The following is a 24,036-nucleotide window of genomic DNA, read 5'->3' on the forward strand; positions in this document are numbered from 1 at the left end:
AACACTATGAAAATAGCAGTAGTAGGTACAGGTTATGTAGGCCTAGTATCAGGAGCATGTTTTGCTGACGTAGGAATTGAAGTTACCTGCGTAGATATCGATCAAAAAAAGATTGAAAAGCTTAAAAATGGCATTATGCCAATTTATGAGCCGGGTCTAGAAGAAATTGTAATCAGAAACTATAAAAGTGGAAGACTACATTTTAGTACTGATCTTGGTGAAGCAATCCAAGGAGCCGAAGTGGCATTTATTGCAGTAGGAACACCTCCTGGCGAAGATGGTTCTGCTGATTTGAAATATGTACTAGCTGTTGCTGATGAAATCGGTCAAAAAATGACAGATTACATCGTCGTTGCCACTAAGAGTACTGTACCTGTGACCACAGGTGAAAAAGTTAGATCTGCTATAAAATCGGCCTTGGATAAAAGAGGTTCTGATTTGCCATTTGCAGTAGCTTCAAATCCAGAATTCTTGAAAGAGGGAGCTGCAGTAGAGGACTTTTTAAAGCCGGACAGAATTGTGATTGGAATTGATGACGAAAGAGCTGAAAAGATTATGCAGCGTCTTTACAAACCATTCCAATTGAGCGGTGAGCGTATCATCTATATGGATATTCCTTCAGCAGAGATGACAAAATATGCTGCTAACGCAATGTTGGCAACAAAAATATCTTTCATGAATGATATTGCTAATCTTTGCGAAAAGGTTGGTGCCAATGCAAACATGGTTAGAAAAGGAATTGGATCTGATCCAAGAATTGGCAATAAGTTTATTTATCCAGGTGTTGGTTACGGAGGTTCCTGTTTTCCAAAAGATGTGAAGGCTATTATCCGTACAGGAAGAGAATATGGTCATGAGCTTCGTGTATTACAATCTGTAGAGGACGTCAATGAAGATCAAAAGCATGTATTAGCTAACAAAGTGAAATCACATTTTGGAGAGGATCTTTCAGGGATGACCTTTGCAATGTGGGGATTGAGCTTTAAGCCAAATACGGATGATATGAGAGAGGCTCCAGCCGCAGTAATTATTGATGAATTGAGAGCTGCTGGTGCAACAGTGAAAGCATATGATCCAGTTGCTATGGAAGAAGCAAAAGAGCATTACATCTTTGATAAGGTGACTTATTGCAAAGATGCTTATGATGCTCTTGTCGATGCAGATGCATTGTTACTAGTAACTGAGTGGTCAGAATTTAGAATTCCTAGCTGGGAAGTTGTTTCTAAATTATTGAAGAACAAGGTGATTTTTGATGGAAGAAATATCTATGACAAAAATTATCTTGGGACACTTGGTTACACACATTACGGTATCGGGTCGAAGTAAAATTTGTTGCCCCCATGTGATTCATGGGGGCATTCCTATGTTTTTTAATCAATAAAAAGTGGTAATCGCAGGTGCTGGTGGGCATGGTTTAGAGGTTTTTCAAAGCCTTGTTGATCAGGGATTTGATGGCTCCGAAATATTTTTTTTTGATGGGGATATTTCAAAAAAGAAAAGTCACCTATTCTCTGAAAGGGTGATTTGTTCTTTAGACCATATTTCAGAGATCTTTCAAAAAAACGCTGAGTTTTGTTTGGGAGTGGGAAACCCAATTCATAGGCAAAATTTTGAATTGCTTTTAACTAAAATTGGAGGTACTCTCAAAGGATTGGCTCATCCATCAGCCATATTTGATCAAACTCATGTATTCACTTTCGTTGATAAAATGGCCTTTTCGTTTGTTGGTCCAAATACCAACCTTGGCAAAGGGGTTTTGGTGAATGTAAGAGCTAATATCCATCATGATTGCAAAGTTGGGGAATATACAGAGATAGGACCGGGAGCTATGCTTTTGGGAGGTTCGACAATTGGTGAGAAATGTAGAATCGGAGCAGGTGCAGTGATTTTACCTGGAGTGAGTTTAGGAGATGAAATAATCGTTGGAGCAGGGGCAGTGGTTACAAAAGACTGTTTCCAAGCCGGGGCGATTTTGAAAGGGGTTCCAGCGAAATAATATTTAAAATTTTGGCAGCACTTAAATTAAAAATACTAAAAGGAGTTTTCTGGAACTCTTTGCAAGTGTTGGTTAACAAGTCTTTTAGTTTTGTAATCAAGCTTGTTCTTGCCAAAATTTTGTTTCCGGAGGAATTCGGGATTGTAGGAATGGCTTTGGTTTTTACTTCTTTTGTGGAGGTTTTTAATGATTTAGGCTTTGGAGCAGCCTTGATTCAAAGGAAAAATGAAAACCTTACAAAAGAGCATTTTTACACTGCCTTTTGGACTGGAGTCGGCTGGTCATTGATTATGTACCAAGTCATGATTTTTGTGGTAAGCCCTTTAGCGGCATCTTTTTATAACGAACCACTTCTATTAAAAATCATTCCGGTATTGTCTATTTCAGTTTTATCTAGCCCTATTAATTTGGTTCATAAAGCTCAGTTAATGAGGGATTTGAACTTTAAAAAGGTGGCTCAAATAGAAAATTTGTCAGCAATAGCATCAGGAATACTTTCTCTTGTTTTGGCACTGAATGGAGCTGGAGTCTGGTCTTTAGTTTTTAATTCGGTAGCTACTTTTGTAATTAGTATGCCTCTTTACTTTAGGGCTACTAAATGGACACCTAAATTTATCTGGTCACAATCCGCATTTAAGGATATTTTCGGTTTTGGAATCTATACTACCGGTACCAACTTTTCCAATAACCTGATCAATAAATTAGACTACTTATTTATTGGGAAATTTGTAAGCGCTGGTGCCTTAGGTGCTTATACACTTGCCTTCGTCTTGACTGATACTTTTAGAAGCCAAATCATGAGCATCATGAACAAAGTGATGTACCCTGTATATGGAAAGGCGCAAGAAGATATAGCTTCAATCAAAAAGTACTATCTCAACGTAGTGAAGTATAATAGCCTGATTATTAATCCAGTTATGGGGATCTTGATTGTGTTAGGTGAACCTATTGTATTTAACTTTTTTGGGGATAAATGGGAACAAACTATTATTCCTTTGAAAATTATAGCCCTTTCTGTCATTTTTCATATGATGGCAAATAGTAATACCGTTTTGATGAGGGGAATGGGGAAATCCAAAATGGAATTCTTTATCCAATTATTCAAAGCTCTTTTTATTTTCCTTCCGGCAATCAGCATTGGAGTTTATTATTATGGAATAATTGGAGCAGCATATGCAGTTCTGTTCAATAAGTTTGTCAGTGTCTGTATCGCTCAATTCTTTTTAAAGAAACTTATTAATCTTCATTACAAAGAACTTTTCTCTGTTTTGAAAGGAGCCCTTTTGGGACTAATTGTTTCCATGGGAATCGGGTATGTGTCTTACAATTATACACCAGTTGGAATGATTGTTTCTTTGGTTCTGATGATGGGTAGTTATGTAGGGATTATTTGGTTGATTATGGGGGAAGACCTCAAAAAGCAATATTTAGAAATTAAGTTTGGTAAGGAAAAAGTAGCTGGTTGATCGGTATGTTAAAAAAGATATATGGTGGTTTTAAAAGAAGGAAAAACCACTATTTCAAATATAAATTTCCAAGGTTATTTGCAGGGTCGACAAGACTTTCTGCTCTATATTATTTTCTGTTCCACCCAGGATTCTCAAGGGAATTTAAAGGAGTTTTGGCTGGGAAAGTACAGCATTTGAATATTACCTCTTCCAATGGTAAAAACTATTTCATGTTGGTGAGAAACACCCATAGATTGGAGAAGGGATTGTTGATGCAGCCAAGAAAACCAGTTTTTGCCCTTGATTATATCGATGAGACTATGAATTGCTTTGAGTCCATTGCAATAGATCAGGAGGCAAATTTGGAAGAGGGACAGCTGAAATGGTCTAAAGACGTACTGAAAGAGTATTTTTCAGTAGTTGACTCAAATCAAAAGATTGATTCTCTAAAAGCTAGATTCGAAAAAGTACTTTCTTTAAAAACACTTCAAAAAGAAGATGAGGATCAGCATTTCATCCCCTATGAAAGGAGCCGAACGGAATTTTCCCAAATTGATTATGAATCTTTTTATAAACTTTGCCGACAAAGAAGGTCTGTTCGCTGGTTCCAAGAAAAGCCCGTTCCTAGGGAATTAATTGATAAAGCTATTCTAGCTGCAATAGAAGCCCCAAGTGCATGTAATAGACAGCCTTTTAGCTATCGGATTTTTGACAAAAAAGACCTAGTAGATCAAGTTTCTGGTTTTCCTATGGGGACAAAGGGATATGCTCATTCCATCCAAAGTTTCATTGTTGTTGTTGGAAACTTGGAAGCTTATTTTGACGAAAGGGATAGGCATTTGATCTATATAGATGCCTCTTTGGCAAATATGGCATTGATGTTTGCTTTGGAAACTCTAGGCTTGGGAAGCTGTCCGATTAATTGGCCGGAAATAGAATCAAGAGAAAAATTATTGGGAGACTTTTTGAGCTTGAAAGCTTGGGAAAGGCCTGTCATGTGTATAGGAGTAGGATATCCTGACCCAGAAGGCAAGGTTGCCTATTCTAAAAAAAGAGATTTAACTAAAATCAGAAGTTACAATTTTGATGTTCATTGAATTAAGAGGTGTTGAGTTTGTCAACAAAGGTGCTGAGCTTATGCTTCATGCCATCCTTCAGTATTTGAAGGAACAGTTACCTGATGCTGAATTTGTAATGGAGACTAGTCACCGTTCTCCTAAAAGTAAACTAGATAGTTTTGGAATTTTTGAAAAAGCTAGATTAAAGAAAAAGGGATTTGATTTGACATTCCTTTATCAGCTAAGTCCAAAATCTGTCCTTCGGAAAAAACGAATGGTCTTGGATCAAGAGATTTCAGCTGTTTTAGATGCTTCTGGTTTTGCATATGGGGATAAATGGGGAGCAAAAAAAGCTGCTCAAAGAAGCGGTGATCCGATTTTGACTTGGAGATCTCAAGGTAAGAAAGTCATTTTTTTACCACAGGCATTTGGCCCTTTTTCGAGCCAGAGCCTTCAAGAGCAAATGAAAAAAATCGTCAAAAACTCTGATTTAGTTTTTGCTCGAGATGATCAATCATTGGAGTATCTAAAAGCTTTGACTCCTGAAAACAGTGCGATTTCATTAGCTCCAGATTTCACCAATTTGGTAACTGTGAATGCTAGCAATTTGAAGTCCAGCTATAATGATAAAATCTTGATTATTCCCAATCAAAAAATGTTGGAAACGGATAGTCAGGAAATTAATGAAAATTATATTTCATTCTTAGCGACTTTGGTCTCTCAGTTAAAAGTTAAAGGAGAGCTTCCTTTGTTTTTGATTCATGAGAGCAATAAAGATGCAGCCATTGCAGAATCAGTTAACCAACATCTTGAGTCTCCTATTCCCATTGTAAAAGAGGACAATTCATTGGCGGTAAAGGCGATCATCGGTGCTTCAAAAGGTGTTGTTACCTCTCGTTTCCATGGATTAGTCAGTGCTTTATCCCAGGCTATTCCATGTTTGTCAACTGGATGGAGTCACAAGTATCAAGAGTTGATGAAGGATTATAAGTATGAAGAGGGCATGTGTGATGTGTCATTGGAAAAGTCCTATTTATCTACAAAATTGGATTTGATTCTTTCCGAAAAAAAGAGGGAAGAAGTCCACGAAAAGCTGAAAGAGAACTCAACGCTTCAAAAGGAAAGGTCTAAGGCCATGTGGGCAAAAGTGCTCAATTGTTTAAAAGGATAAATGAAGGTTTCGGTCATTATTCCAACCTACAAAAGCTGGGATTTGCTTTCCAAATGTCTACGGGCATTACAGAATCAATCACTTCCAAAGGAACAATTTGAGATCCTAATCGTCAATAATGATCCATTTGAAGAAAAGCCAGCTTCAATTGAACTTCCTCCAAATGCAACACTATTTATTCAGAAAAGACCAGGCTCCTATTCCGCAAGAAACCTGGGAATAGAACAAAGCAAATTTCCAATTTTAGCTTTTACAGATGCTGATTGTATTCCAGATCGAAATTGGTTGGAAAACGGAATTAAGCATATAAAATCTGGATCTGATTTGGTAGGAGGAAGGGTTGATTTCTTCAAAGAAAAAGGTGGAGATGACCTTACATTTTTGTTTGAGAAAACATTCAATTTTAAACAAAAAAGAAATGTTGAGGAGAGAGGGCAAAGTATCACTGCAAACCTTTTTTGTAGGAAGGAAATAGCAAATGAAATCGGACCCTTTTCAGAAAACCTTCTATCGGGAGGGGATTTTGAGTGGACAAAAAAAGCTACCGATTCAGGGTATAAAATGACCTATGGAGATGATACGTTGGTTTTGCACCCTGCTAGGAAAGAATTTAAAAGTCTGGTATCAAAGAAAAAAAGAACTTCTGGAGGAATGTATTACCGATTTTTTGGGGGTTATTCGGATTTTAAAAAGTTGAAATTCACACTCAATATTCTAAGACCTAGAATTTCATTACTTTTCAGAAAGGATATCCAATTTAAAGATAGAGTCAAACTGTTTTTTGCTGTTTGGTATTTGGAGTGGATCGGTGTCAAAGAGATGTATATGCTCGCACATCAAGGAAAATCTGCACAAAGGCATTAACGGTAGAATCATTCGATAGAAAATGAAAAAATTTGATACTGAGAATATCCTGCAATCAGGAGAATTTACTTTGGTCAATTTGATCCATTTATTTAAACAAAAGATCAAATTACTTTGGCTAAGTATTACCTGTGTAATAGGCCTAGGATTGTTAATTTATGTGACTACTCCTAAATCTTATCAGATCCATACTGTATTGTTAATCGAGTCTCAAGAGGGCGCTAATAGTGCCGGAGGATTGGGGTCTTTGGCTCAGCTCTCGGGAGTTAGTTTAGGTGGGGGAGCTTCTCAAAATACTTTTCTAGACCCTGCACTATATCCAGTTATTGTCCAAAGTAAGCCATTCCTTGAGGATCTAATGAAAACAAAGGTTAGCTCAGAGCTGTACCCTGATTCTGTTTCATTGTTCAAATATATGGTTGAAACTCGTCCAGAAAATTCAATAATAAAATCTATCAAACGGCCGACTTCAATTTTTAAAGGACAAATGACTGTAGATTCTGATCAATATGATTCTTTATTGATTCCAGAGAGAGAGCGTTTTGCACCATTGGAGGTTTATGCTATGGGACAAATAGCAAGTCGGATTGCTGTTTCTCCAGAGGGGTCTTTGTTAAACTTGGATACTGAAATGCCTGAAGCGGATCTGTCCTTTCAGTTTTCAAAAAAAGTTAAAAAACTGATAGAGAAATACTCCAGTAGGTATGTGCTCGAAAAGCAAACCAATCAAGTGAACTATTTGGAAGGTCAATACCAAGTAGCTGAGAAGAATTATAAAGATGCTCAAAATACTTTGACAAAATATCGAGAAAGAAACCAAGGGATTACTTTAGAAAGTTTGAAAGCTGTAGAGCAAAACCTGAATGCAGAATACAGTCTGAAATTTGAGTTGTTTAGAACCATTTCTCAAGAATTGGAACTAGCCAAAGTAAAGTTGAATAGTTTAAAACCGATCTTTTCTCAAATCGAACCACCCTATGTCCCAAATAAACCTACATCTCCGAGAATGGCTATGACTCTGGCATTTTCACTTGTTTTGGGATTTTTTCTTGGCTTATTAGCTATAGCTGTCTCTTACATTTTCGCATATTTTAAAATCCACCGAGGCGATTCAAACTGAGCCAAAAGTTTCCGTTGTAATACCTTGTTTCAATAATTCTGACCATTTGGCAGAAACCTTGGATTCTCTGTTAAATCAAGACTATGAAGCTTGGGAGTGTATCATTGTTGATGATGGTTCGACTGATTCAACCATTGAAATCGCTAAGAATTTTGAAAAACAAGATGGCAGGTTTCGAATAATCAATAGAACGGAAACTCTTCCCAAAGGAGCTAATTCCTGTAGGAATCTAGGTGCAAAACTTGCAAAAGGTGAGCTTTTGTTGTTTTTAGATGCAGATGATTTATTATCTAACAATTGCCTTTCTTACCGTACTTCTCAAATTGGAGAACAGATAGATCTAGCAGTTTTTCATACAGGCAATTTTACAGTCTCAACGGAAGAATCTACAGCTTTTTCGAATTTGTTAAATCCCTCTTTTTCAAGGGTTGAATACCTAGACTTGTTTTTGGATTATCAGATCCCATGGCACACTAGTAGTGGACTTTGGGGAAAAGATTTTTTTACTCAAATTGGAGGATTTGACATGGACTTGCAGCGATTTCAAGATGTTGATTTACACATTAGAGCATTAAATTCAGAGAAGATTAGATTGTGGGTGGATGGAAACGATAACTTTACATCCTTTTATAGGAAGTCTACTTTTCATACCCATATTAGTCTAGAAAGAAGACGCTTTGTGCTTGACCAGGGAATTCTTTTTCTCAAAAAATTGAAAAGTGAAGGAGTCCTATCTAGAGCCCAAGGGTTGTTATTGTATTTGATGTTTAGGTTCGAAGAAGTATTGAAAGGAAATGATGTGAAGCATCTTCGAAACTTATTCGAAGGAACTAATGAAATCTTACCAGTTGAAGTGAAGATGATGTTTTCATTAGAGGGAAAATTGATCAAATCCCCAAGTCGAATTAGAAAAGTATTGTCTTTTGGAATTTATAAACTTTATAAGAAATAGGGAAATAAATAGTGAAGGCCTATTACGCAAATATTGACTTTCAGGACTTACTAAGCCTTCCATTTTATTTCTTATTAGTTTATCTAATTCTGATTGGTTTCTCCAAATTGATTTTATTGGAAGACAAACAGTATTTGAATATTCACTTTTTAGGTTTATTACTGTTTTACCTTCTGATTGGTCTGGTTGACTTCAAAATCAAGCTAATACCATACTTTCCAGATACTAATTTATTTACTAGGATTTTAGAGACTGGTGTGACACCTGATAATCAATCAATAGGAGTAAAAGTGGGCTATAAATTATTGGCAATTCCCATGTATTGGGTAGCTCTCAAATCTATTTTTAATTACTTTTTATTTAACGTGCTCTTTTTTCAAATGGGTTTGATTTTGATGGCTGGTGCTTTCAATCAGTTTTATCAAGTGAAAGATGTATGGGTTCAGCGCTTTTTTCTATTGTTAGTGGCATTTATGCCTTCTATTATCATTTATTCATTCACTCCGCTCAGAGAAAGTTACTTTGTATTAGCTATGGGGCTTTTCTTTTATGGAATGTCCCGCAAAAACTTAATTAATATCTTTCTGATTCTTGGGATAATCTTGGCAGCGATTCTAAGAGTCCAGTTGGTTTTGTATTTCTTTATTGTTCTTGGTGCCAGATATTTCTTTAATCTGAAATGGAACAAATCTGCAATAGTCTCTGTACTTGTCATTCTGATTCCAATTTTTTTTATTGGCCTAAACTTCCTTTCCCAAAGCATATTAAGAATTTCAATTACCCCTGAGAGTCTCTCATTATTTAGGAATGTCCAAAGGTTGAATTATTTTGAATCTGGAGTGACTTACCCAGAAGTAAATTGGACTACCTGGTTTGATTTGCTACTTGATTTTCCAGGCTTGTTTTTTCAATTTCTATTGGCTCCTTTTCCGGTTTTGATCTTTATTCCTTTTTGGTCAAAGCTGGCCTACTTTGCAGATGGTTTATTTACATTATTTATACTTTTTCTTGGACTGATAGTGTGGAAGCCTACTAAAACTAGAGGCTTGTGGTTGCTTTTTGCCCTGTTGTATATTGCTATGTCCTGTTTTTTTGAATTCCATTTATTGGGAGCAGTAAGACATCGTTTGCCAGCAACTTTATTGATCATGGGAGCAGTTTCTTATGGGCTTTCCTTTTACTTACCAAAAATCAGATGGTTTTTCAAATTTTGATCTCTTCTATGAACCCAGATCCCAAAGTTTTTGAAGGGCTACCTGCGCCTGCTTTGGTGATTTCACAAAACTCAAAAGGTGAAGAATTTCAAAGTGAGAAGTTTACTTTTTTATCATTCAATGAAAGAGGTCTCTCCAAAAGTCGAAATAGGGCTATTGAAAATACAAAATCAAAATTCGCATTGATATCTGATGAAGATGTGAAATTTGTAAATGATATTGAACAGAAGGTTGTCGATGCATTTCAAAAATATCCCGATTCCGATATTTTAACTTTCAAAATAGAGACACCGGAAGGTACTCCTTATAAAACTTCCTACCCCGACGAATCATTTATTCATACCAGGAGTACCATCTATCGAGTATCATCAGTGGAAATAGTAGTTAGGGTTGATTCGGTTAGGAAAAAAGGATTGATGTTTGACGAAAACTTTGGATTGGGGGCAAAATACTCAAGTGGGGAGGAAGTGATTTTTTTAAATGATGCCATGAATTCGGGTTTAAAGTTGCGATATGTACCAGAAACATTAGTTTTTCATCCTTTGGAAAGTTCTGGCAAAGTTTTGGACAAAAAATACTTTAGAAGTAAGGGAGCAATAGTCAGGAGATTATATGGCTTTAATCCATCACTTGGATTAGGCTTACTATTTCTTGCAAAACAATTTGCCAAAAAAGAAAAAATAGTGTCTTTGTCGCGCGCAATTTCTGAATCAAGTAAAGGTTTTTTTTCAATTAAAAAGGATTGATGTTAGTATCTGTCATAACACCAGTACATAATGCTGGCGAACATATTGAAGAAACAATTGAGTCGGTTTTAAAGCAAACTTTCCAAGATTGGGAGATGATTTTGATTGATGATAAATCAACTGATTCAAGTCTAAAAATCATTGAAAAATACTTGGCCCAAGACTCCCGTATTAGACTCATTAAAAACTCAAAAAATCAGGGTGCTGCTGTCACTAGAAATAATGGAATAGAAGCTGCTCAAGGCAGATATATTGCCTTTTTGGATTCTGATGATCTATGGTTACCAACTAAGTTAGAGAAGCAGTTGGCCTTTATGAAGAAACATGGCTATGCTTTTACATATACTGCTTATGAAAAACTGAAAGATGGTCAAATCATAGGAGTTCAAGAGGTGGGAGAAAGAGTAAACCACAATGACTTATTAAAGACTTGTTCTATAGGATGCCTTACAGTCATTTATGATACTCAGAAGTTAGGCAAGATGCTGATGCCAATCATTTCAAGAAGACAGGATTTTGCTTTATGGCTCAAAATATTGAAAGAAATTCCTTTTGCATATGGATTAAATGAAGTCCTATCTACTTATCGATTAAGGTCTGATTCTATTTCAGGAAATAAGTTTAAAGCAGCAAAATATCAGTGGAGGGTTTATAGAGAATTTGAACACCTTAATTTGTTTGAGGCTAGTTATTATTTCCTGCAATATTCCGTTTTTGGAGTTTTGAAAACCTATTTCCATAAAGAAAAGAAGTAAGTTTGATTTCAGTAGTCATACCTGTTTATAAAGATTGGGATAGGCTTTCTCAATGCCTAAAAGCTCTAGACAACCAAACCGATTTAGAATCAAAATTTGAGGTTCTCGTTGTCAATAATTATCCATCAGATTCCTTTCCAGAATTTCCGAAATATAACTTTGATCTTATACTTTTATCGGAATCAAAACCCGGTTCATATGCTGCAAGAAATCGTGCATTAAAAAGTGCAAAGGGGAATTGGCTATTATTTACAGATTCTGATTGCATTCCTTTTTCAGATTGGTTAGCTGTAGCCGATAATCTATCCAAATCACAAAATGCTGAATTGTTTGCAGGTAGAATCAATGTGATCAGTACCCAAGAAAATCGATTTGCAAAATTTGATCAAGCCTTTGCTTTTCCAAATGAAAAATATGTCAAAGAGGAGAATTTTGGAGTGACAGCTAACCTTCTTGTGAAAAAAGAGGTTTTTGAAAAAGTAGGGCAATTCAATGCACAATTGATGACAGGAGGCGACTCGGAATTTTGTAACAGGGCCCATATTCATGACTTTAGAATCAAATATTGCGAGGATCTTGCCGTTTCACATCCAGCGAGAGAAAGTTGGCAACAATTAAAGACAAAAGCTAAAAGGTTTGGAGGCAGATTACCTAAAGGAAATAGCCGATTTATTGTATTTCTGAAATTGATAGGAAAGTTTAGAGTACGTCAGGATGATATCCAAAAGATCAGTGATTTAAAGAATGATTCAAGTATTCAAAGGCTTGAATTTTTTTGGATCAAACAACAATTAAGGTGGGTGGAAGCTCTGGAATCAATGAAGGTTTTCTTTGGTAAAACAGCGGGAAGAGAATAATGAAAAAGTTTATTGTTTTCATATATTTTACTCTTTTCATAGGTCAAGTTTCTTTTTCCCAAAACTTGAATTCTGGGATTCCTGTTTTAGAGGAGGCTATTCGTAGGGAACAAATTCTTGGCAATATTTCAAACAGCTATTCTTTTCAACTTCGTCCTATTCGACTTTTCCCAAAAGATACAAGCCATACTTTCAAATCAGTAGAAGCCTTTTTCTCAAAAGGTATCAATCAAAAGCAAGAACTAAAAAAATCAAGGTTTTCGAGTCTTCCTTTGATTGTTACTTCAGCAATTAATAGTAAAAGACCCTATGGTTGGGGGAATAAAGGACTCCTTCCCAATGTTGGTTTGCAGACCTATATTAGTACTGGGTTTTTCGCCAAATTCCATTTTCTTGAAATTCAGTTCCAGCCTGAATACGTGTATGTTCAAAACTTACCATTTCAAGGTTTTGGAGAAGACTACCCTAGAGGAGCCGTCAGTGCTCGATTCTTTTATTGGAATAATGGAGATAATCCCGAAAGATTTGGTACTGACCCTATTTCAAGATTCTGGTGGGGACAATCTTCGGCAATGCTTGTTTTTGGGCCTATTTCGGCAGGGATTTCTACGGAAAATATTTGGTGGGGACCTGGTCAGTTTAATTCATTGACATTTAGTGCCAATGCTGAGGGGTTTCCTCATCTGACTTTGAAAACCAACAGACCTATTAAAACCCCGATAGGTAAGATTGAAGCCGAAATTATTTCAGGAAGACTTGAGAACTCATTATTGGAACCAACCCAAAATGAATTTCAAAATGAAAATTATTTCAGGAAATTTGATGGAGATTGGCGGTATCTCAATGCAATTCATATCAGCTATAACCCTGTTTTCATTCCAAATATTTTTGTTGGGTTTAATCGGACTTTCCAGCAATACAATAAGTATAGAGAAAAGACTTTTGGGGGCTATTTTCCAATTTTTGAGGTCTTTCAAAAACAAAATCTGTTTTCGAATGGAAACTCGGTACTTTATGATAGCAATGGACAAGATCAACAAGTCTCATTGTCTTTTAGGTATTTGATCCCAAAAGCAAAAATGGAGGTTTATGCTGAAATGGGTAGGAGGGACCATGCGTTCAATTGGAGAGATTTCTTTTTGAATCCGGAACATGCAAGAGCCTATCTATTGGGGTTCCAAAAACTACTTCCAATTGAAGGAAAAGGAAATTATATTCAAATAAGAGGAGAGATTACTCATCAACAAGAGTCGATTAATAGGTATGTGAGGTATCCAGGATTAATAGGCAATCAGACTTGGCATACACATGGCTTAGCTCGCGGTTTTGTAAATAGAGGGGAGTCCCTTGGTGTAGGTGCAGGAGTTGGGTCCAATGTCCAAAGCCTCGAAATCTCAAAAATAAATGGCCTCAACAAAAGGGGGATATTATTGGAAAGACTAGCGAATAATCAAGATTTTTATTTTCGTGCCTTTGGTCAAAACCCAGAAAGAAATCCATGGATTGATTATGGAATAGGCCTTCTTTGGGATCAACATTGGAGTAGATTGATTTTAAGTGGTAAACTCCAATTTGTTAAAGCCTTCAATTACCAATGGCAGGTAGAACCAACGAATAGATCTGATTTTCCAGATGGAAAAAATATTGGCTCAGTTTATGGCCAATTTAGCTTAGTGTACAGATTTAATAAACAATAGATTTTTCCAAGATTTTTTTTCATTCAATTTCTGTTAGTTTTGCTATCACAATGTCAAGTGAGTAATTTTAGTACTCACTTTTTAGAAATAAAAAAAGCTTATATGAGCATCCTATGAGGGTTTTTGAAGTTTTCTCATTATTCCTCATTGCTGATATTTTTGTTTTTTCAAAGTAAAAAAAAGTAGCTAAGTCCCTGTGACTGAAAGGGCGAAGCTGTAGTCATAATCCATTGACATAGAATTTCAATTAGGTATGTTAAAACCATTAGAAGAAGTTAAGATTGCCGTAATAGGCCTAGGCTATGTAGGGCTTCCACTTGCTGTTGAGTTTGGAAAAAAGTTTTCTGTTGTTGGTTTTGACATAGACCAGAAGAGAGTCAATGAGTTAAAGGATGGACATGATTTCACTCTGGAAGTAGAAGATGAACTTTTGAAATCAGTATTAGTTTCTAAATCATCAACTTCGGGTAAAGGTTTACTTCCTTCCTTTAGTTCAGAGGATCTTAAAGACTGTAATGTTTATATAGTAACTGTCCCTACTCCAACTGACAAACATAACCGACCCGTATTAACTCCGATGTTAAAAGCTTCCGAGAATATTGCTGGTTATTTGAAAAAGGGGGATGTAGTAGTTTATGAATCGACAGTTTACCCTGGGGTGACAGAAGATGAATGTGTTCCAGTTTTAGAAAGAATTTCTGGACTTACCTATAACCAAGATTTTTTTGCAGGCTATTCTCCCGAAAGGATTAACCCGGGTGATAAAGAGCATACCGTTGCAAAAATTTTAAAAGTGACTTCTGGTAGTACACCTGAAGTTGCCGAGTATGTTGATCAGCTTTATAAAACTGTAATTACAGCAGGGACTCATAAAGCATCTTCTATAAAAGTTGCAGAGGCTGCTAAAGTGATCGAGAACTCTCAAAGGGATATCAATATTGCATTTGTAAATGAACTTTCTAAGATTTTCAATCTATTGGAAATTGATACACATGAAGTATTGGAGGCAGCAGGCACCAAATGGAATTTTCTCAAATTTAAGCCTGGTTTAGTAGGAGGACATTGTATAGGGGTAGATCCTTTTTATTTAGCTCAAAAAGCCCAGGAGGTTGGATATCATCCTGAAATTATCCTTGCTGGCCGTCGCTTGAATGACAGCATGGGTAAGCATGTCGCTACTGAGGTCATCAAATTAATGATGAGAAAGGATTTGAAAGTTATTGATTCTAAAGTTTTAATATTAGGATTTACTTTCAAAGAGGATTGTCCAGATGTTAGAAATACCAGAGTGATTGATATCTATAAAGAATTGAAATCATTTGATATGGAGGTGGATGTATATGATCCATGGGCTAACCCAGTGGAGGTAAAGCATGAGTACGGAATTGAGATCCTATCCGGGAAAGATGCCCCAGACCTCAGCGAATATTCAGCAATTATTCTGGCAGTTTCACATAAAGAATTCAAAAGTTTGGCAATTTCTAAATCTGAAAATCAAGTTGTATTTGATGTGAAAGCCATATTGCCCAAAGAATTTGTTGATTCAAGATTATAAATTAATATATTCGATCTCTCAAATTAAACCACATAATGAATCGATTTGTTAAGAACTTTGCAGTCCTAGCCTTGACTGCAATTTTTTTCTCTTGTGTAAGTAATGAAAAGATTATTTACATGCAAAAATTGGCAGAAGAAGCCCCTTTGGTTCAATCTGGGCAGTTAATCCCTTATGAATGGGAGTCCTATCGTCTTCAAAATTTTGATATTGTAGATATTAACATAAAAACAACAAGTGAAGAGCTGAATATGCTGCTTGATGTAATTGTTGGGCAAGCTGGTGGAGGAGGAAGTGCCGTAGTAGGTGGAGGTGGTGGCCAAGCTGGCGGTGATGCCTTTTTCATGAATGGATATACCATTGATGAAGAAGGAAAAGTTGAATTACCTCTAATTGGTGAATTGGCTGTCCTAGGCTTGACTACAAAAGAGACCCAGACTTTAATAGAAAGTAAATTAATTAATTATATTAATGAAGATCAGTTTTTTGTCAGAGTGAGACTGGGTGGAATCAGGTATAGTGCTTTGGGTGAATTTAATAGCCCCGGGAAACGTACCATTCTACAAAATCGTGTCACCATTTTTGAGGCAATCGCAGCTGCTCAAGATTTAAGTATTTTGGCTAAAAGAGATGAAGTGGTTTTGCTAAGACAATACCCTGAGGGTTCCCAGATCCACAGAATAAATCTGAATGATGAAAAATTGATCGGATCTGAATTCTATTTCATCAAGCCTAATGATGTGATTTATGCAGAACCTCTCAAAGTTAGAGAGATTGGAAATGCGACCAATTTTATACAAACATTGACATTGTTGACGACCACTGTTACGGCGGTAGCTTTGATTTTGAACTTAGTAAAATAATCGAATAGATGAGTTTCGAAGTAGATGATCAAGAAGGGTTCCAAAATGAAGGAAGCTCTTTTGAGATAAAAGCGATCATACCTAAGGTAATCCAGATTTGGCCATGGATCTTGGGAGCCTTGGTTTTTTGTTTGGCGATTGCTTTTTATATGACAAAAACGACTGTTCCTGAATATCAGGTTCAGGGTAAGTTTTTTATCAAAGAGAATGAAAGCGCTTTGGCGATCTTTGACAATCCGACCATTATGGATGTGGGGAATGTTGGGATGCAGAATGAGGTCATTATTCTAAAATCAAAACCTGTAGCCTATGAAACATTAAAGAAGCTGGATTTTGATGTAGAATATTATAAAGAGGGAACGTTCATTAATGAAAGACTTTATAAGAATTCTCCTGTCTTGATTCAAGTGGACTGGAACCATTCTCAGATCATTGATGGTCTGATCAAATTGGAATGGGTTTCTAATGAAGAGTTCTCTTTAGTTTTTGATGCTGAAAGTTATACCAAGTATTTAGCAGACGGTTCCAAAGTAAGCATGTCCAATATTCCTGAGGATATGGTTTATACCTTCGGAGAGTGGATTGAAAATGATCAGTACAAGTTTAAGGTTACCAAATTAGATGCAGATTCAACAGGGAATGTTCTTTTTGAATTAAAGGATTTAAAATCACTTGCGGGTGCCTATGCTTCTCAGTTGAGCATTGAAGAGGTTCAGGCTGGAGCTTCTATTATGAATATGAGAATCAATGCAGCGACTTATGCGATAGGGGAAGCCTATCTGAATATGTTGATGCAGACGTATCTTGATTTAGAATTGGCGGATAAAAACTTGGTTTATGGTAATACAATTGATTTTATCGATAGTCAAGTTGCAGGAGTTGCAGATTCTCTGAGTTTCTTCGAAAGACAATTGGAGAATTTTAGGTCTCAAAATAAAATTTATGACCTAAGTACAGAAGGAGCGGCTGTTTACACCCAACTTTCTGATTTGGAAAACCAATTAAGAAACGAGGAATTTAAGCGTTCATATTATACAAATTTGAGAAACTACCTTCTAAGCGGTAATTATGAAGAAGTTGTAGTTCCGTCCGGTATTGGGATTGAAGATCCAATCTTACAGGCCTTAATAGAGAATTTGATGGCTCTTCAGGTAAATAAATCTAGATTGCTAGCCACTCAAAAAGAAGCTTCTCCGGCAGTTCAGGAAGTCAACAGGAAAATCCAAAATGCCAATCAGCAAATCCAGGAAATTCTAAAAAATGTTGATCAAAACTCTCAATTGCTTATCAATGATTTAAAATCAAGGAGAACTGATATTGATAAATCATTTAGGAACTTACCTCAAACAGAACAAAACTTAATCCGAATAGAAAGACAATTTGAGCTGAATGAAAAACTCTATACTTTCTTGATGGAAAAAAGAGCTGAAGCGGCAATCACCAAAGCTTCAAACAAGGCGGTAAACAAAATAATTGAACCGGCTGAGCCAATGGGTAAGATTAAACCAAAACCACTTAGAAATTATGCAACTGCGATTTTCATTGGTTTGATATTCCCAATACTTTTTGTTTTCCTGAAAGAAGCATTACGTACTAAAATCGAAGATGCGAAATACTTAGAGAGAAAGCTTAAAGTGCCTATCCTATCTATTATTCTTTTCAATAGATCTAAAACAAATTTAGTCGTATTGAAGCAGGGTAAATCTGGAATTTCTGAGGGTTTCCGTTCTTTAAGAGCAAACTTGAAATTTGTACTTCCAAATGAGAACAAAATTTCAATTATGCTGACCTCTACAATTTCTGGAGAAGGAAAAACCTTCTGTGCGATTAACCTGGCTTCAGTTTATAGCTTGACTGGAAAGAAAACGATATTGGTAGGATGTGATATGAGAAAGCCAAAGATTTTTGAAGATTTTAATCTTGAAAACAATGAAGGGCTTTCAAGTATTCTAAGTGGCCAAGTGGAAGATTGGAGAACGGTAATCAATCATTCAGAGTTTGATAATTTGGATGTATTGTTATCTGGACCAACACCTCCTAACCCTGCAGAACTTTTGTTCACTCAGAGATTTGAGAAGTTAATAAAGGAAATCAAAGAGGAATATGACGTTGTAATTTTAGATACACCTCCAGTTGGGTTGGTCAGTGAGACTTTGGATCTCTTAAGTCATGTTGATGTTACACTTTTCGTGTTTAGACAAAATTATTCTCAGCAGAGTTTCATAGAAGCGCTGAATGGATTGAAAACTGGAAAGGATATCAAGAATATTTATGCAGTTTTCAATGGTGTCGATGGATCAAAAGTGACCTATGGATATGGATATACCTACGGATACGGTTATGGCTATTATGAGGATGACAAAAAGAAGAAATCACTACTTGGTTAATAGTTTAAAGTAAAGGTTATTGAAAGTCTTAGCAATAGTTCCAGCTAGAGGAGGGTCCAAAGGAATCCCTGGTAAAAACCTCAAGTTACTCGGTTCTAAACCTTTGATTGCCTATCCAATTCAAGAAGTTCAAAACTCTAATTTGGATATTGAATTGGTGGTCTCCACAGATGATACTGCAATAGCAGATTTGGCTAGTAGATATAATGCTAGAGTGATAATGCGACCACTGGAATTGGGTTCTGATTCTTCTCCAGTCATTGATTCAGTTATTCATGTATTAAATCAATTCAAAGAGGAAGGGGTTTTTTTCGATGTGGTGGTCCTGTTGCAACCTACTTCACCATTTTGGAAATCAAAAGATTTGGAGAATGTAATAGGCTTATTGGATGACCCAAATTGTGGTGGGGTCATATCTGTATGTCCATCTCCTGAAGCTCATCCTGCTAGGATGTATACAGTTGACAATCCGGGTTTTTTAAGACCACTTCAACCTGATGGTGAGGTGTTGAGAAGGCAAGATCTTCCAACAGTTTACCTTAGAAATGGTTGCTTTTACGCAGTGAAAACTGGAACGATATTGAAAGAGAAGACTTTGATGCCGTCCAATAAAAAAGCCTATGTGATGGACCCAAAATGGTTTTTGACAATTGATACTCCCAGAGATTTGAAGCTTGCAGGAATTTTGGCTGATGAATGGGAAACTGAATCTAATTCATGAACATTCATCTGTTAGAATCTGATAGATTTTCTGATGTAGGCTATCAAGTTCTGGCTGGATTGGGGCCAGTATCCAAAGGGATGGATTTGATATCTCTGAAGAAAGCAGATGTCCTTTTTGTGAGGCTAGCTCATAAAATTGATTCAGATTTCATTAAAACTAATTGTCCAAATGTTAAATATGTCCTTTCTCCTACGACAGGACACGATCATTTAGATCTTAATTTTTTTAAGGAAAATGGAATTCAATTAATTTCTCTATTTGGAGAAACTGAATTTTTAGACAGTATACCCTCAACTGCCGAGCATACTTGGGCCTTACTCCTAGGTCTGATTAGGAAATTACCATCGGCTTCATCTCATGCAATTTCAGAAAAGTGGAACAGGGACCTATTCATAGGGAATACCTTAAGAGGTAAAACTATAGGACTCTTGGGTTATGGTAGAGTTGGGAGACAAGTCGCTAATTTTGCTTTGGCATTTGGAATGAAAGTGAAAGCATTTGACTTGGAATCTAAATATTATCCAGCTGAAATCGTAGGGCATGATAATTTTGAGGCTTTTGCAGAGAGTTTAGATATCCTAAGTATTCATATCCCAATGAATGCAAAGAATCGTTTATGGCTTAATGGGGATAGGCTTGAAATGCTTAAATCAGGAGTGAAAATTATTAATACTTCAAGAGGTGGGATTTGGGATGAAGAGTATCTAGCCACACTTATCAAAAATGGACATGTTTCAGGTGTTGCTACGGATGTCCTTGCGGATGAAACGAATCCAGAGATACTCCCTGATAACCCATTGATGAAGTTGGCACGTTTGGAATACTCTGTTCTTATTACTCCACATATAGCCGGGGCTTGTTTCGAAACTATGCACAGCACTGAAGAGTTTGTAGTTCAAAAGTTAGTGGATACCCTAAAACTTGGCTAGTCAAGTAAGCATATTATATTCTTTTAGAGATAGGAGTCTTGAGATCGTAAAAACGTCTCTAGATTCATTGAAGGAACAAACTTGGAAGGAGTTTGAGGTTGTTTTCCTTGATTATGGATCTCATCAAACATCCCCTAAGGCTTTGAAGGATTTGGTAGAATCTTATGACTTCTGCACCTATGTTGGTGTGAAGGGGGCGCAAGGTATGCTTTGGAGCCGGAGTAAAGCTCTAAACCTTGCAATAAAAAAGGCCAGATATGATCTAATCTTCATCGTGGATATAGATTTATACTTTGCTCCAGAAGCATTGGAAGTATCTTTAAATTCTTTTGAAGAAGGAAAGTATTTGGGAGGTGATTGGGTTTTTCTAAGCAAAAAGGAAAGCCAAGAATTTTTAGAAGGAGCAAGAAAACCAAATTGGGATTCTTCAAAGATCTCTGATGATAATGGGATGCTTTTGATCGAAAAAAGTGCTCTGGAAAAGATTGAAGGATATGATGAGTTTTTTCATCTGTATGGAGGAGAAGACACTGATTTGAAAAATAGACTTTCCTTAGCCGGATATCAAAATAAAAAAATCAAAACCCCTTCTTTGTTTTTTCATGTATGGCATCCACATGTGATAATCAAAAGAACGAGTCAGCTCCTTGGTTTTCCTTATATACACAATGTGAAAAGGATTAATGAGAAGCATGTATTCTATAATTCAGATAAAAAATTGGTTAAAGGTAACTCCATTAATCAATGGGGGAAGTTCCCCGAAGAACTCGGAGATCAAGTAAACTACATTTCCTTCGTTTTTGAAAATATACATTCCAGACTAATTCATTTTTTTCATCATAGTTTTCCTCTGCTATCAGAAGGGTATTATGAAATACAAATAGTTGAGAAAAAAAGAGAGAAGGGGATCAAAAGTCGTATTAAAGAGATCGTAAAAAAGTCTTCAGAAATTGAAATGGGTATGCAGGATGTCAATGAAATGATTTCTGCTTTATTATTATTTAACTATAGAAATCATAGTTATTGGTATCGAATAGACCCTGAAAAAAGGTCGATTACCTTAAGAATTAAAATCTAAGAACGTGTCGAACAGTAAAAAAGAAATTTGGTTTTTGATTTCAGACGGATTGGGCGTGAGAAATTTCGCTTATAACGGTCTGGATCATTTTGCCACGGATTTGGATGTCAACCTAACCTATTGGAATAATACTGTTTTTAGTCTTGAAAGCTTGGGCTTGGAGGAAGTTCAAATGGCTACTCCAAGAAACCACCCTCTTTCGGATGTTTATAAAAAAGCAATCAAAGAGGTGGAATTGACCAATTTTTTTAAAATAACAGAGAATCCAGTTTATAATACTTATCGTTTTCCCTTTACCTACAAAGGTTTCAAAAGCCAAATAAAAGAATGGTTATCCAAAGGATTGGAATTCACTCATAAGGATCAAAAAGGGATAAACTCACTACGAGAAAAGATTAAGGACTTAGAAAGAGGGACAGATTATTATAAGAGTTGTTATAAGCAATTAAGTGAACATAAGCCTGACTTGATATTTAATTCAAGCCAACGTCACATTACCTCTTTAGCACCTGTTTTGGCTGCTCAAGATTTGAATATCCCTACGGTTACATTCATTTTCTCTTGGGATAATTTACCCAAAGCAACTTTAGTCGTTGAGGCAGATTATTATTTCGTTTGGAGTGATTACATGAAGGAGCAATTGCTCTTTTATCATCCATTTATAAAAGAGGAACAGGTTTTTGTAACCGGAACACCACAATTTGGTTGGCATGTTGATTCTTCAACAATATTGTCTAGAGATGAGTTTTTCCATCAGTTTAAGATGGATTCTTCCAAAAAGTATATTTGTTTCTCAGGCGATGATGTAACGACTTCTCCAAATGATCCGGGGTATCTTCGTGATCTTGCTATCACTGTTCGGAAATTGAATGGGCAAGGTCAAAATTTGGGGATTTTGTTTAGAAGGTGCCCAGTTGATTTTTCAGATAGATTTGACAAAGTAGAACAGGAATTTAAAGATGTTATTTTCCCTTTGGCTCCAAAATGGACCAAAATGGGTAAAGACTGGAACTTTATCCTTCCAGAAAAGGAGGATTTGGCTTTATTATCCAATGTTTGTGAACATTCGGAGTTGGTGATCAATGTGGGATCGTCCATGGTTTTTGATTTTTATTGCCACAGTAAACCTTGCTACTTCTTAAATTATAACGTGGAACAGCCACTCAATCCTAATTGGAAAATAGAAAAGGTCTATAAGTACATTCATTTTGAGTCTATGCCTTCCAAACAAAGCGTAGGGTGGATCAATCAAAAAGAGGATTTTGAAACTGTGATTTTGGATAGCCTTGCAGGAAAATCTATTCAGAAAGATCTAACAAGAAGCTGGTTTGAAAAAATCAATGTACAACCTGTAGAAGAGACGAATCAACGATTCTTCAGCGCATTTGATACGATATTAAATTAGCGTCCAAAAAGTGCATATCGGATTTTTAACCCCAGAATATCCCCATGAAAGGGTTCAATATTCTGCGGGTATTGGTACAAGCCTCAAAAACCTAATCGACTCTTTGATTAAGCTGGACTGTCGTGTATCAGTTTTTGTTTACAACCAACCATTTTTTGATTTTATTGAAGAGGATCGTATTACTCTCCATTTGATTTCTAATCAAAACAAAGGGGCTTTCGGATGGTATAAAAATAGAAAGGACATCAATAAGTATGTCCAGTATTTTATCACCACCGAGAAAATAGATATTTTAGAAGTGCCTGATTGGACTGGGATTTCTGCATTTATGAAATTCTCGTGTCCAGTGGTAATGAGACTTCATGGAAGTGATGGTTTCTTTTGTTATTTGGAACAAAGGAAGCAAAAAATTAAAAACTGGTTTTTGGAGAAAAAGGCTTTGTCTAGTTCAGACGCCCTTATTTCTCCCAATAAATTTACGCTTGATACAACTAGATCCGTTTTCGGATTGTCAGACCATCAAAAAGTTAAAATAATTAATCTGGGATTAGACTTATCTTTTTTTAATGATCCTGAATTTGAAAGTTTTGAACCATTCACTATTTGTTGTATTGGTACAATTATCCGGAAAAAGGGAGTGTTCACCCTTCCCAGTATTTTTGAAGAAGTAATAAGGCTATTACCAAATGTTAGATTCTTTTTTATAGGGAATGATTCTCCAGATGTTTTTTCTGGTTCTGAATCTACTTGGAGCCTATTAGAAAAAGAATTTTCCCAGCCGGTATTGGAGAAAGTTACCTATCTCGGGAAAATTGACTATTCTGAAGTTTCATCACATCTGAAAAAAGCCAACCTATGTGTGTTTCCATCTAAAGCAGAAACTACTGGAATGGTTACTCTGGAAGCAATGGCAATGGGAAAAGCAGTAATTACGAGTAATGAGGACTGGTCAGCTGAAATTATCGAAAATGGGGTGAATGGTTTTAGGTTGGATCCTACTGATTATTTGAATTTTGCAAAAGTTGCAGTTGAAATACTTTCCGATCGTGAAATGGCCATCCAATTGGGCAAAGAAGCTAGAAAAATTATCGAAGAGGAATTCGATGCATTAATTACTGCATCTAAGAATAAGTCTTTTTACCTGGAATTAAAAAGGCTTTGATAGTAATTTATCATCAGAATGAGAAGGTCTCGCTTGTAGAGTTCAATACCAAATT

21 protein-coding genes are annotated in these 24,036 nt (G+C 36.2%); all 21 read left to right on the plus strand.

Annotation, left to right across the window (positions count from 1 at the left end):
* The first annotated feature begins 6 nt into the window (after positions 1-6).
* Positions 7-1,326 (plus strand): UDP-glucose dehydrogenase family protein, encoded by a 1,320-nt coding sequence (locus BUF13_RS17190; RefSeq protein ID WP_073573047.1) that lies wholly within the window; start codon positions 7-9, stop codon positions 1,324-1,326.
* Between the two features lie 58 nt (positions 1,327-1,384).
* On the plus strand, positions 1,385-1,996 hold the full coding sequence (locus BUF13_RS17195) for an acetyltransferase (protein ID WP_073573048.1): 612 nt from the start codon (positions 1,385-1,387) through the stop codon (positions 1,994-1,996).
* An 11-nt stretch (positions 1,997-2,007) separates the two neighbouring features.
* Entirely contained in the window at positions 2,008-3,462 is a 1,455-nt protein-coding gene (locus tag BUF13_RS17200; RefSeq protein ID WP_073573049.1) for a lipopolysaccharide biosynthesis protein, read from the plus strand.
* A gap of 5 nt (positions 3,463-3,467) precedes the next feature.
* Entirely contained in the window at positions 3,468-4,541 is a 1,074-nt protein-coding gene (locus BUF13_RS17205; protein ID WP_083586502.1) for a nitroreductase family protein, read from the plus strand.
* Positions 4,531-5,673: a polysaccharide pyruvyl transferase family protein gene (locus tag BUF13_RS17210; RefSeq protein WP_073573050.1), complete on the plus strand. Its 1,143-nt coding sequence runs from the start codon at positions 4,531-4,533 to the stop codon at positions 5,671-5,673. Before BUF13_RS17205 ends, BUF13_RS17210 begins: the two co-directional genes overlap by 11 nt.
* A complete protein-coding gene (locus BUF13_RS17215; protein WP_073573051.1) occupies positions 5,674-6,537 on the plus strand; it encodes a glycosyltransferase family 2 protein in 864 nt (287 codons plus the stop codon).
* Positions 6,538-6,559: 22 nt separating this feature from the next.
* Positions 6,560-7,657, plus strand: a complete 1,098-nt coding sequence (locus BUF13_RS17220) for a GumC domain-containing protein (protein ID WP_073573052.1) — start codon at positions 6,560-6,562, stop codon at positions 7,655-7,657.
* Positions 7,647-8,609 carry a glycosyltransferase family 2 protein gene (locus BUF13_RS17225; RefSeq protein ID WP_262710398.1) on the plus strand — a complete coding sequence of 321 codons (963 nt, stop codon included), beginning with the start codon at positions 7,647-7,649 and terminating at the stop codon, positions 8,607-8,609. Before BUF13_RS17220 ends, BUF13_RS17225 begins: the two co-directional genes overlap by 11 nt.
* A gap of 11 nt (positions 8,610-8,620) precedes the next feature.
* A complete protein-coding gene (locus tag BUF13_RS17230) occupies positions 8,621-9,823 on the plus strand; it encodes a hypothetical protein (protein ID WP_073573054.1) in 1,203 nt (400 codons plus the stop codon).
* Positions 9,824-9,879: 56 nt separating this feature from the next.
* The gene (locus BUF13_RS17235; protein WP_134204534.1) at positions 9,880-10,569 is read left to right on the plus strand and encodes a glycosyltransferase family 2 protein; all 690 of its coding nucleotides are present in this window, start codon (positions 9,880-9,882) and stop codon (positions 10,567-10,569) included.
* Positions 10,569-11,324 carry a glycosyltransferase family 2 protein gene (locus BUF13_RS17240; protein ID WP_073573056.1) on the plus strand — a complete coding sequence of 252 codons (756 nt, stop codon included), beginning with the start codon at positions 10,569-10,571 and terminating at the stop codon, positions 11,322-11,324. Before BUF13_RS17235 ends, BUF13_RS17240 begins: the two co-directional genes overlap by 1 nt.
* A gap of 2 nt (positions 11,325-11,326) precedes the next feature.
* Positions 11,327-12,181 (plus strand): glycosyltransferase family 2 protein, encoded by an 855-nt coding sequence (locus tag BUF13_RS17245; RefSeq protein ID WP_073573057.1) that lies wholly within the window; start codon positions 11,327-11,329, stop codon positions 12,179-12,181.
* Positions 12,181-13,878: a capsule assembly Wzi family protein gene (locus BUF13_RS17250; protein WP_073573058.1), complete on the plus strand. Its 1,698-nt coding sequence runs from the start codon at positions 12,181-12,183 to the stop codon at positions 13,876-13,878. Before BUF13_RS17245 ends, BUF13_RS17250 begins: the two co-directional genes overlap by 1 nt.
* 253 nt (positions 13,879-14,131) lie before the next feature.
* On the plus strand, positions 14,132-15,433 hold the full coding sequence (locus BUF13_RS17255; RefSeq protein ID WP_073573059.1) for a nucleotide sugar dehydrogenase: 1,302 nt from the start codon (positions 14,132-14,134) through the stop codon (positions 15,431-15,433).
* Between the two features lie 35 nt (positions 15,434-15,468).
* A complete protein-coding gene (locus BUF13_RS17260; RefSeq protein WP_083586504.1) occupies positions 15,469-16,296 on the plus strand; it encodes a polysaccharide biosynthesis/export family protein in 828 nt (275 codons plus the stop codon).
* A gap of 8 nt (positions 16,297-16,304) precedes the next feature.
* A complete protein-coding gene (locus tag BUF13_RS17265) occupies positions 16,305-18,683 on the plus strand; it encodes a GumC family protein (protein ID WP_073573061.1) in 2,379 nt (792 codons plus the stop codon).
* 19 nt (positions 18,684-18,702) lie between these two features.
* Positions 18,703-19,404, plus strand: a complete 702-nt coding sequence (locus BUF13_RS17270) for an acylneuraminate cytidylyltransferase family protein (RefSeq protein ID WP_073573062.1) — start codon at positions 18,703-18,705, stop codon at positions 19,402-19,404.
* Complete coding sequence (locus BUF13_RS17275; protein WP_073573063.1) at positions 19,401-20,336, plus strand: NAD(P)-dependent oxidoreductase; 936 nt, start codon at positions 19,401-19,403, stop codon at positions 20,334-20,336. Before BUF13_RS17270 ends, BUF13_RS17275 begins: the two co-directional genes overlap by 4 nt.
* Positions 20,329-21,414 (plus strand): glycosyltransferase family 2 protein, encoded by a 1,086-nt coding sequence (locus BUF13_RS17280; protein WP_073573064.1) that lies wholly within the window; start codon positions 20,329-20,331, stop codon positions 21,412-21,414. Before BUF13_RS17275 ends, BUF13_RS17280 begins: the two co-directional genes overlap by 8 nt.
* A 4-nt stretch (positions 21,415-21,418) precedes the next feature.
* Positions 21,419-22,819 (plus strand): UDP-glycosyltransferase, encoded by a 1,401-nt coding sequence (locus BUF13_RS17285; protein ID WP_073573065.1) that lies wholly within the window; start codon positions 21,419-21,421, stop codon positions 22,817-22,819.
* A gap of 10 nt (positions 22,820-22,829) precedes the next feature.
* Positions 22,830-23,981: a glycosyltransferase family 4 protein gene (locus BUF13_RS17290; RefSeq protein WP_073573066.1), complete on the plus strand. Its 1,152-nt coding sequence runs from the start codon at positions 22,830-22,832 to the stop codon at positions 23,979-23,981.
* Positions 23,982-24,036: the final 55 nt, after the last annotated feature.

Origin of the sequence: Algoriphagus zhangzhouensis (assembly GCF_900148515.1) — a bacterium.
Lineage (GTDB): Bacteria > Bacteroidota > Bacteroidia > Cytophagales > Cyclobacteriaceae > Algoriphagus > Algoriphagus zhangzhouensis.

What these genes read in the sequence shown, in the direction of transcription:
- BUF13_RS17250 (WP_073573058.1), top strand. Translation starts at nt 12,181, where the DNA reads ATGAAAAAGTTTATTGTTTTCATATATTTTACTCTTTTCATAGGTCAA.
- BUF13_RS17260 (WP_083586504.1), top strand. Translation starts at nt 15,469, where the DNA reads ATGAATCGATTTGTTAAGAACTTTGCAGTCCTAGCCTTGACTGCAATT.
- BUF13_RS17215 (WP_073573051.1), top strand. Translation starts at nt 5,674, where the DNA reads ATGAAGGTTTCGGTCATTATTCCAACCTACAAAAGCTGGGATTTGCTT.
- BUF13_RS17275 (WP_073573063.1), top strand. Translation starts at nt 19,401, where the DNA reads ATGAACATTCATCTGTTAGAATCTGATAGATTTTCTGATGTAGGCTAT.
- BUF13_RS17255 (WP_073573059.1), top strand. Translation starts at nt 14,132, where the DNA reads ATGTTAAAACCATTAGAAGAAGTTAAGATTGCCGTAATAGGCCTAGGC.
- BUF13_RS17210 (WP_073573050.1), top strand. Translation starts at nt 4,531, where the DNA reads ATGTTCATTGAATTAAGAGGTGTTGAGTTTGTCAACAAAGGTGCTGAG.
- BUF13_RS17190 (WP_073573047.1), top strand. Translation starts at nt 7, where the DNA reads ATGAAAATAGCAGTAGTAGGTACAGGTTATGTAGGCCTAGTATCAGGA.
- BUF13_RS17220 (WP_073573052.1), top strand. Translation starts at nt 6,560, where the DNA reads ATGAAAAAATTTGATACTGAGAATATCCTGCAATCAGGAGAATTTACT.
- BUF13_RS17265 (WP_073573061.1), top strand. Translation starts at nt 16,305, where the DNA reads ATGAGTTTCGAAGTAGATGATCAAGAAGGGTTCCAAAATGAAGGAAGC.
- BUF13_RS17240 (WP_073573056.1), top strand. Translation starts at nt 10,569, where the DNA reads ATGTTAGTATCTGTCATAACACCAGTACATAATGCTGGCGAACATATT.
- BUF13_RS17205 (WP_083586502.1), top strand. Translation starts at nt 3,468, where the DNA reads ATGTTAAAAAAGATATATGGTGGTTTTAAAAGAAGGAAAAACCACTAT.